Source organism: Kitasatospora sp. NPDC056783 (genome assembly GCF_042789895.1).
Lineage (GTDB): Bacteria > Actinomycetota > Actinomycetes > Streptomycetales > Streptomycetaceae > Kitasatospora.
Window position 1 is genome coordinate 1 of sequence record NZ_JBHUAF010000408.1, and the last position, 7,482, is coordinate 7,482.

General features: G+C 74.8%; 6 protein-coding genes and 1 pseudogene. 5 read left to right on the forward strand and 2 right to left on the reverse strand.

Annotated elements, in window-relative coordinates:
• Positions 1-67 precede the first annotated feature (67 nt).
• On the reverse strand, positions 68-889 hold the full coding sequence (locus ACFRMQ_RS35220) for a maleylpyruvate isomerase family mycothiol-dependent enzyme (protein WP_380734874.1): 822 nt from the start codon (positions 887-889) through the stop codon (positions 68-70).
• Between the two features lie 174 nt (positions 890-1,063).
• Here ACFRMQ_RS35220 and ACFRMQ_RS35225 point away from each other — a divergent pair, with 174 nt between their 5' ends.
• From ACFRMQ_RS35225 to ACFRMQ_RS35235, 3 genes are all read left to right on the forward strand, one after another.
• Positions 1,064-1,861 carry a carbon-nitrogen family hydrolase gene (locus ACFRMQ_RS35225; protein ID WP_380734875.1) on the forward strand — a complete coding sequence of 266 codons (798 nt, stop codon included), beginning with the start codon at positions 1,064-1,066 and terminating at the stop codon, positions 1,859-1,861.
• Between the two features lie 151 nt (positions 1,862-2,012).
• Entirely contained in the window at positions 2,013-3,080 is a 1,068-nt protein-coding gene (locus ACFRMQ_RS35230; RefSeq protein WP_380734876.1) for a GntR family transcriptional regulator, read from the forward strand.
• Between the two features lie 115 nt (positions 3,081-3,195).
• Positions 3,196-3,843: a hypothetical protein gene (locus tag ACFRMQ_RS35235; RefSeq protein ID WP_380734877.1), complete on the forward strand. Its 648-nt coding sequence runs from the start codon at positions 3,196-3,198 to the stop codon at positions 3,841-3,843.
• Between the two features lie 52 nt (positions 3,844-3,895).
• Here ACFRMQ_RS35235 and ACFRMQ_RS35240 read toward each other — a convergent pair whose 3' ends face one another.
• Entirely contained in the window at positions 3,896-4,681 is a 786-nt protein-coding gene (locus ACFRMQ_RS35240; RefSeq protein WP_380734878.1) for an SLATT domain-containing protein, read from the reverse strand.
• 367 nt (positions 4,682-5,048) lie between these two features.
• On the opposite strand from ACFRMQ_RS35240, the gene purD reads away from it, so the two are divergent.
• Both purD and ACFRMQ_RS35250 read left to right on the forward strand, forming a co-directional pair.
• The gene (purD, locus tag ACFRMQ_RS35245; RefSeq protein ID WP_380734879.1) at positions 5,049-6,296 is read left to right on the forward strand and encodes a phosphoribosylamine--glycine ligase; all 1,248 of its coding nucleotides are present in this window, start codon (positions 5,049-5,051) and stop codon (positions 6,294-6,296) included.
• A gap of 623 nt (positions 6,297-6,919) precedes the next feature.
• Positions 6,920-7,482 (forward strand): annotated as a pseudogene (locus tag ACFRMQ_RS35250) (hypothetical protein); the annotation flags it as partial.

Consider the following 7,482-nt stretch of genomic DNA (forward strand, 5'->3'; position numbering starts at 1 on the left):
GTACAACGGCGACCCGTCGGCCGAGGGGACGGGTGGTCCCGGGGCCGACGGGGCCTCGCGGCGGTCCTCAGATGGTGACCGAGAAGTTGGCCAGCACCCGCTCGGCCAGCTCCGCGTCACCCTCGACGGTGACCGGGCCCGGGCGGCCGCGGCCGCAGGCGAGCCGAAGGTAGGTCTCCCAGTCCATGGTGAGCTGGACGTCGGGGGCCAGGCTGATCGACTCGTCCACGGTGCAGCGGCCGGTGGAGTCCACCCGGACGGTGCGCAGGAACTCCAGCGGGCCGGTGACGTCCAGCACCAGGGCCGTCCCGGCCGGGGCACCGGCCTTGGTGGCGACGGCCTTGGGCAGCAGCTCCAGCAGCAGGTCCCGGGCGATCAGGGCGGCCGGGGAGTCCAGGTTGCCCGGGACCTCCAGGGCCCGGCGCAGGTCCTGCTCGTGCACCCAGACGTCGAACGCCCGCAGCCGCAGCAGCTCGTGGTACGGGACATCCCTGGCCAGCGGTCCGGCCGGCCAGCGCACCGGGTCCTCGGGGCCCTGCTTGGCGTTCCGCAGCGCCCGCGAGCGGCGGATGACGGTGTACTCCAGCTCGCTGGTGATCTCCAGTGCCGTCCAGCAGCGGCGCTTGTCGACCGGCAGCTCGACGTAGCGGGCGAACTCGGAGGTCACGTGACGGAGGTCACGGGGCAGCGAGTGGATCGGGCGCGGGTCGCCGAGCAACTCGGACTCGACCGCGATCACGTGCGAGACGACGTCCCGGACGGACCAGCCCGGGCACTCGGTGGCCCGGTTCCAGGAGTTCTCGGGAAGCGGGCCGACCAGCTCCGATATGGACTCGATGCTCTGGGTCCACGCCTCGGTGTAAGCCTGCACGGTCTGGTTGTCCGTCACGGGAATCTCCGGCCCTCCGTCAGCTTCCTTGCCACCTGTGCCCCGCCGTCACGGCCGACCGGGATGGTCCGGCTTTCCGGGCGCACACGCTTACCGCACGTTACGCTGCCGGGAGACAGCTGGGCAGCGCTTTCGGGTGACGATCGTAGGTCTCTTGCCGTGGACGGTGGTACTGTGCGCGCTTCATTGATCCAACTCGCGGTCTCCGACGCGGAACCGCCCGCCGAGCGCAGGGCCCGGGCGGCGGCCCTGGTGCGGGCGCAGCAGGGTGCCGACCTGGTGGTGCTCCCCGAGTTGTGGCCGCTCGGCGGCTTCGCCTACGACCTCTGGTCGGACGGCGCGGAGACGCTGGACGGGCCCACCTCGGACGCGATGTCGGCCGCCGCCCGGGCCGCCGGGGTCTGGCTGCACGCCGGTTCGATCGTCGAACGCGATCCGGACGGTCCGATCTACAACACCTCGCTGCTGTTCTCCCCGGACGGCGAGCTGGCGCACACCTACCGCAAGATCCACCGCTTCGGCTTCGACAGCGGCGAGGCGGTGGCGATGGGCGCCGGTCAGGAGATCGTCACCGCGCCCACCGACTTCGCCACCCTGGGCCTGGCCACCTGCTACGACCTGCGCTTCCCGGAGCTGTTCCGGGCGCTGCTGGACGCCGGCGCGCAGCTGCTGGTGGTCCCGGCGGCCTGGCCGGCCCGGCGGCGCGAGCACTGGACGCTGCTGGCGCGGGCCCGGGCGGTGGAGGAGCAGGCCTTCGTGCTGGCCTGCAACACCGCGGGGACGCACGCCGGGGTCGAGCAGGCCGGGCACAGCATCGTGGTGGACCCGTGGGGCCGGGTGCTGGCCGAGGCGGGGGTGGAGGAGCAGGTCTTGACGGTCGAGTTCGACCCGGCCGAGGTGGCCGGGGCGCGGGCCGAGTTCCCGGTGCTGCGGGATCGCCTGCTGGGGATTCCGGCACCGGTCCAGCGCTGAGCCGGGGCCGGACCGGAACACGGTGGGCGGCGTTTCGGGAGGGTTGGTTCGTACCTGGGTCGGCCGGGTTTGAGAAGATGAGCACTCGTCGTGTTCCCCGCCGACCCGTCCGAGGGCCGGCCCGGTAGGCCCGCCCGAGGAGATCGCGCCCATGCCTGACAACGGCGCAGGCGACACCCCCCGCCCCGTCATCCAGCGCAACAGCCTGCGCGAGCAGATCGCCGGCGCGCTGCGCGAGGAGATGATGGCCGGCCGGCTGGCGGCGGGCAGCAACTTCACCGTCAAGGAGATCGCCGAGCTGTACGGCGTCTCCGCGACCCCCGCCCGGGAGGCCCTGGTCGACCTCGCCTCGCAGGGCCTGCTGCGGGCCGAGCACCACCGCGGCTTCATCGTGCCCGAGCTGGGCTGGGGGGACTTCGTCGAGATCTTCGAGTCCCGGGTGCTGATCACCGACGCCTTCCACCGCCAGTACGCCGCCCGCCGGGCGCTGCCCGACCTCAGCCGGCTGCCCTCGCTGCGCCGCCGGGCCGACGCGGCGGTGCGGGCCGCCCGGGCCGGGAACCTGGACGTGATGGTGGGCTGCGACCGCCGGTTCTGGCAGGAGGTCGGCGGGCTGCTCGGCAACGGCCGGATGGCCGAGTACCTGGACTGGCTGCGGGTGCAGTCCTGGATGTTCGCCGCGCCCTACCTGCGGGAGCTGCCCACGCTGGGCGGCCTCTGCTGGGACCGCCACCCGGAGCTGGTCGAGGCGATAGCCGTCCGCGATTCGCCCGGCGCGCACCGGATCATCTGCGAGTACAACCTGTACACCGTCCGGCTGCTGGCGGACCTCGCCGGGCAGTCGGTGGAGTCGGTGACGGTGCTGGGGCTGCTCACCGGGTTCGTCGGGGAGGGGCCGCCGGCACCGTCCGCCGAACCGCTGTCCGCCGAACCGCTGTCCGCCGGAGCGCCGTCCGCCGGAGCGCCGTCCGTGGAGCCGTCCTCCGCCGAACCGTCGGCCGAGGGGGAGCCCGCCGCCGAGCGGCCCGCGGCGCGCGGCCCGCGGAGCCGCCGCGGCGACGAGGTGGGCCGGGAGCTCGGCCGGGAGCTGGGCCTGGGCCTCGGCCTGGTGCCGCAGCCCCGCGCGACGGCGTACGGCCGGTACGGCCGACGGCTGCCCGAACCGCCCCCGGAGACGCCGCCGGGACGGCCCGGCCCGCACGCGTCGCCGGGCCGGTAGGGTGGCGGGCGTCGAACCGGCCGCCCCGTGAAAGGGCCGTCCGGGTACCGACCCAGCCCCCGTCGTCGCCCCGTCTCCGCGGGCGATCCCCGCCTCCGGAGAGGAACTGCCGGCCATGGCCTGCGACCTCTGGCTCGTCCCGCTGGTGGACGTGCTGAGCCACAGCCCCGACAACCCGTTCCGGGACGACCTCGCCCTCTACAACACGGTGCTGGCCTCGCGCGGGCTGCCCGAGGTGCCGGTCTACCGCTACCTCCCGGGCATAAGCGGCGGGGTCGAGCCGATAGCCGCCTTCGACTACGACTCCCTGCACTTCCTGCGCCGCGCCTACCTGTTGGGCCTCACCGGCCTGGACATCACCCCGGTCGACGCGCTCGGCGGCGACTACGAGCAGCTGCTGGAGATGTTCGAGAGCAGCGCCGAACAGTCGCACCTGGTCTGGCACTTCGACCACGCCGGCGCGTACGTGCCGGTCGAGTTCGCGGTGCCGCTGGTGGACGACACGCTGCTCGCCTCCGGCGGCCCGCTCGGCTCCAGCCACGGGCTGCTGCGCGAACTCCAGGCCGTCGCACCGGCGCTCGGCATCGACCCGCTCAACCCGCCGGACCCGACCAGGCCGCTCGGCCCGACCGGCCTGGAGCAGCCGTTCGGGCCGCCGATCGACGACGTCCACCCCTTCGCCCGGGAGCGGCACGCCTGGTCCGGCCTGTACGCGGCGGCGGTCAGGAGCGTCACCCAGGGCTCGATGGTCGTCTTCGCCTGACCCCGGGGGCCCTGACCTCGGGGGACCCGACCCCGGGGAAGCCGTCCGGGATTCACCGCAACGGCCCCTCCGGTGGCCGCTGGCGCGGCATGGTGGGCCGGGTTCCCGGCGGCGGCAGCACCCGCACCTGGGCGCCCACCCCGGGTTCGCTGCGCCCGCCCCAGGCGCCGGCGGACTGGGTGGGCAACTGGGTCATCGAGGCCCGGAACTCCAGCATCCACTCCGAGGTCTCGGAGCGGACCATGTCCGAGACGTCCTCGCAGAACCGGCGCAGCACGCCCAGGCAGCGTTCGGCGGCCTCGCCCGCGGTGCCCTCGGTCGGGCCGAGCACCTCGCGCACGCACTCCGACGCCCAGTCGAACTGGAAGGCCTCCAGACGGCGTTGCAGCGCCTGACCGGTGGAGACGTCCCGCATCCAGCCGGAGGTGACGCCGAAGACCCGGTCGGTGGCGAGGCAGGCGGCGGAGAGCGCGAAGCCGACGTAGCCCCAGCCGGTGCCGTGCGCGAAGCCGCCGGCCAGGTCGACCAGCGGGGCGACCACGCCGCCCGCCGCGAAGCCGGCCGCGCCGAACCGCAGCAGGCGTGCCCAGCGGCGCTTCCAGATCCGGTCCCGGCGGTACCACTCGATCGCCTCGACGGCCCGCTCCTCGGACCAGCGGTAGAGCTCCTCCAGCCGTTCCGCGGGCTCGCCCCAGTCCCCGAGCGGGAACTGGCGGGTGCTCAGATCGGTGCGGCGGCGGGTGGAGGCACGCCGGACGGCGGCGACGACGGACTGGTCCTCCTCGCCGATCTCCTTGCCCCAGGCACTCTCCTCGGGCTGCATTTCCGGCTGGCTCACCTGTGGGGCTCCCTGTGGCGGGCGGACTGCTGCTTCTGTCGGCGCATCGGCTGACGGGCTGTCCGCCGGTGGTTCTCCAACAGCACTTCTTACCGCCAAATGGCTGACCGTGGGGGCGCTTCTCCGTTGATCGTTACCGGTTTCGGCCACCGGAACCCAAGGTAAGCGGGTTGCGGGGGGCGGCGAGATTTCACCCGTCCGAGCGAGGGTCCGGTGACCCGGTGTCGTGACCCGGCCACCCACCGCCGAACCGGCCCCTCCGCGCTTGGAGGATCCTCCGGCCCGCTCGGCGTCCGAAGACCTCTTCCTGGAGGATCCGACGGGACCGGAGAGCGGCCGGAACAGGCCACCGACTACGCTGCCAGGCGTGAAGGTCCTCGTCATCGGCGGCGGCGCCCGCGAACACGCCCTGTGCCGCTCTCTGTCCCAAGATCCCGCTGTCACCGAACTGCACTGTGCCCCGGGCAACACCGGGATCGCACAGGTCGCGACGGTCCACCCGGTCGACCAGCTGGACGGTGCGCAGGTCGCCGCGCTGGCCGTCCGGCTCGGCGCCGGCCTGGTCGTGGTCGGCCCGGAGGCCCCGCTGGTCGCCGGTGTCGCCGACGCCGTGCGCGCGGCCGGAATCCCGGTGTTCGGCCCGTCCGCCGCGGCCGCCCGGCTGGAGGGCTCCAAGGCCTTCGCCAAGGACGTGATGGCCGCGGCCGGTGTCCCCACCGCCCGCTCCTACGTCTGCACCACGGTCGCCGAGGCGGCCGAGGCGCTGGACGCCTTCGGCGCCCCGTACGTGGTCAAGGACGACGGCCTGGCCGCCGGCAAGGGCGTCGTGGTCACCTCCGACCGCGAGGCCGCGCTGGAGCACGCCGCCGCCTGCGAGAGCGTGGTCATCGAGGAGTACCTGGACGGCCCCGAGGTCTCGCTGTTCGCGATCACCGACGGCACCACCGTCGTCCCGCTCCAGCCCGCCCAGGACTTCAAGCGCGCGCTGGACGGCGACGAGGGCCCGAACACCGGTGGCATGGGCGCCTACTCGCCGCTGCCCTGGGCGCCGGCCGGGCTGGTCGAGGAGGTCCTGGAGACCGTCCTCCAGCCGACCGTGGACGAGCTGCGCCGCCGCGGCGCCGAGTTCTCCGGCCTGCTGTACGCGGGCCTGGCGCTCACCTCGCGCGGCACCCGGGTGATCGAGTTCAACGCCCGCTTCGGCGACCCGGAGACCCAGGTCGTGCTGGCCCGGCTGCGCACCCCGCTGGCGGGCGTGCTGCTGGCCTCCGCCGACGGCACCCTGGACCAGCTGGAGCCACTGCGCTGGGACGAGGGCGCGGCCGTCACCGTGGTCGTCGCCTCCGAGGGCTACCCGGCCGCCCCGCGCACCGGCGACCCGATCGAGGGTCTGGCCGAGGCCGAGGCGGACGGCACCGCGTTCGTGCTGCACGCCGGGACGAAGTCGGGCGAGGACGGCCGGGTGCTGAGCGCCGGCGGCCGCGTCCTGTCGGTCACCGCGACCGGCGCCGACCTGTCCGAGGCGCGCGAGCGCGCGTACGCCGCGGTGGACCGGATCTCCCTCAAGGGCGGCCAGCACCGCACCGACATCGCGGCGAAGGCGGCCACCGTCTGAGGCGCCCCGCTTCCCGCACTCCCGCGGCCCCCGTGCGAACCGCTCGCACGGGGGCCGCGGTGCGTGGCGGCCCGGGCCGGCGGGCCCGGCGGCCGGGCCCTACGGCGCCGGCGTGCGCCGGTCAACCCCATGGCCGCAGCCCCTCCGGCGTTTCGGGGCCGGAGCGGTCGTGGGGGCGGACACACCGTTCGGTCGACGGATTCCAGCCCATCGGGTGACAGCACCCGCATCCGGCTGACGTAACCCGCCGCACGGCCTTATGGTGCGCTGGATCGTGGTGCACGGGGCTCGTGCGCCGGGGTCGCCGCCGGGTAGCGGTGCTCCCACGGGGGGATGCTGGACGGCGACCGGCCAGGCGGTCGTCCGGGTGCTTCGCACCGGACCGGTCGCCGCCGCCCGGGCGGCGTCACCGGAACACCTGGGCGGTGTCACCGGGACGAGTGGAAACCGGGACGATCCGGAACGCCCGCCCGGACCGGGGCGTCGAAAATGTCAGTAGCGCCACGCAGCATGCACTACCGGGGATCGGACACCTCCGCTTCCCGGTCGGAACTGATCGTTTCGAGTCGGCTCAGGGGCCCGAAGCCGGGCGCCGGAGGGCTCCGAAGGGGGTGCCGCACCGTATGGCCGCAGTCGACCTCGCGCGCGCTCACGCTCAGGCGGTCCTACGGGTCCGAGGCCTCGCCCGGGCCGCCGCCGTCCTGCCCGCCGCCATCGCGGTGGTCCTGCTCGCGGGCCGGTTCACCGGCCGGATCGGCGCGCCCGGCGCCGCCGACGCGGCCGGCTGGGACGCCGCCCGCTGGGCGGTCTGCGCCGTCGCCGCCCTGACCCTGCTGGTGGCCGGGCTCACCGCCCGGGCCCTGCGCCGGGCCGTTCCGCCGTCCACCCCGGCCGTCCCGCTGGACCGCGCCGAGGCCCCCGAGCTGTACCGGCTGATCGACGAACTGGCCGACCGGCTGGACGTGCCCGCGCCCTCCGCCGTCGCCCTCACCCCGGACTGCGACAGCTGGCTGGAGGACGTCGCGGCGGACCGGCGGACGGCTCCGTCGAAGCCCGGCGGCCGTCCGCACCCGCTGCGCCCGGACCCCGAGCCGCCCGCCCCCGTCCTGGTGATCGGCTCGCCCTTCCTGTGGTGGATGCGCTCCGGCGAACTGCGCGCCCTGCTCGCCCCGGTGGTGGCCGGCAC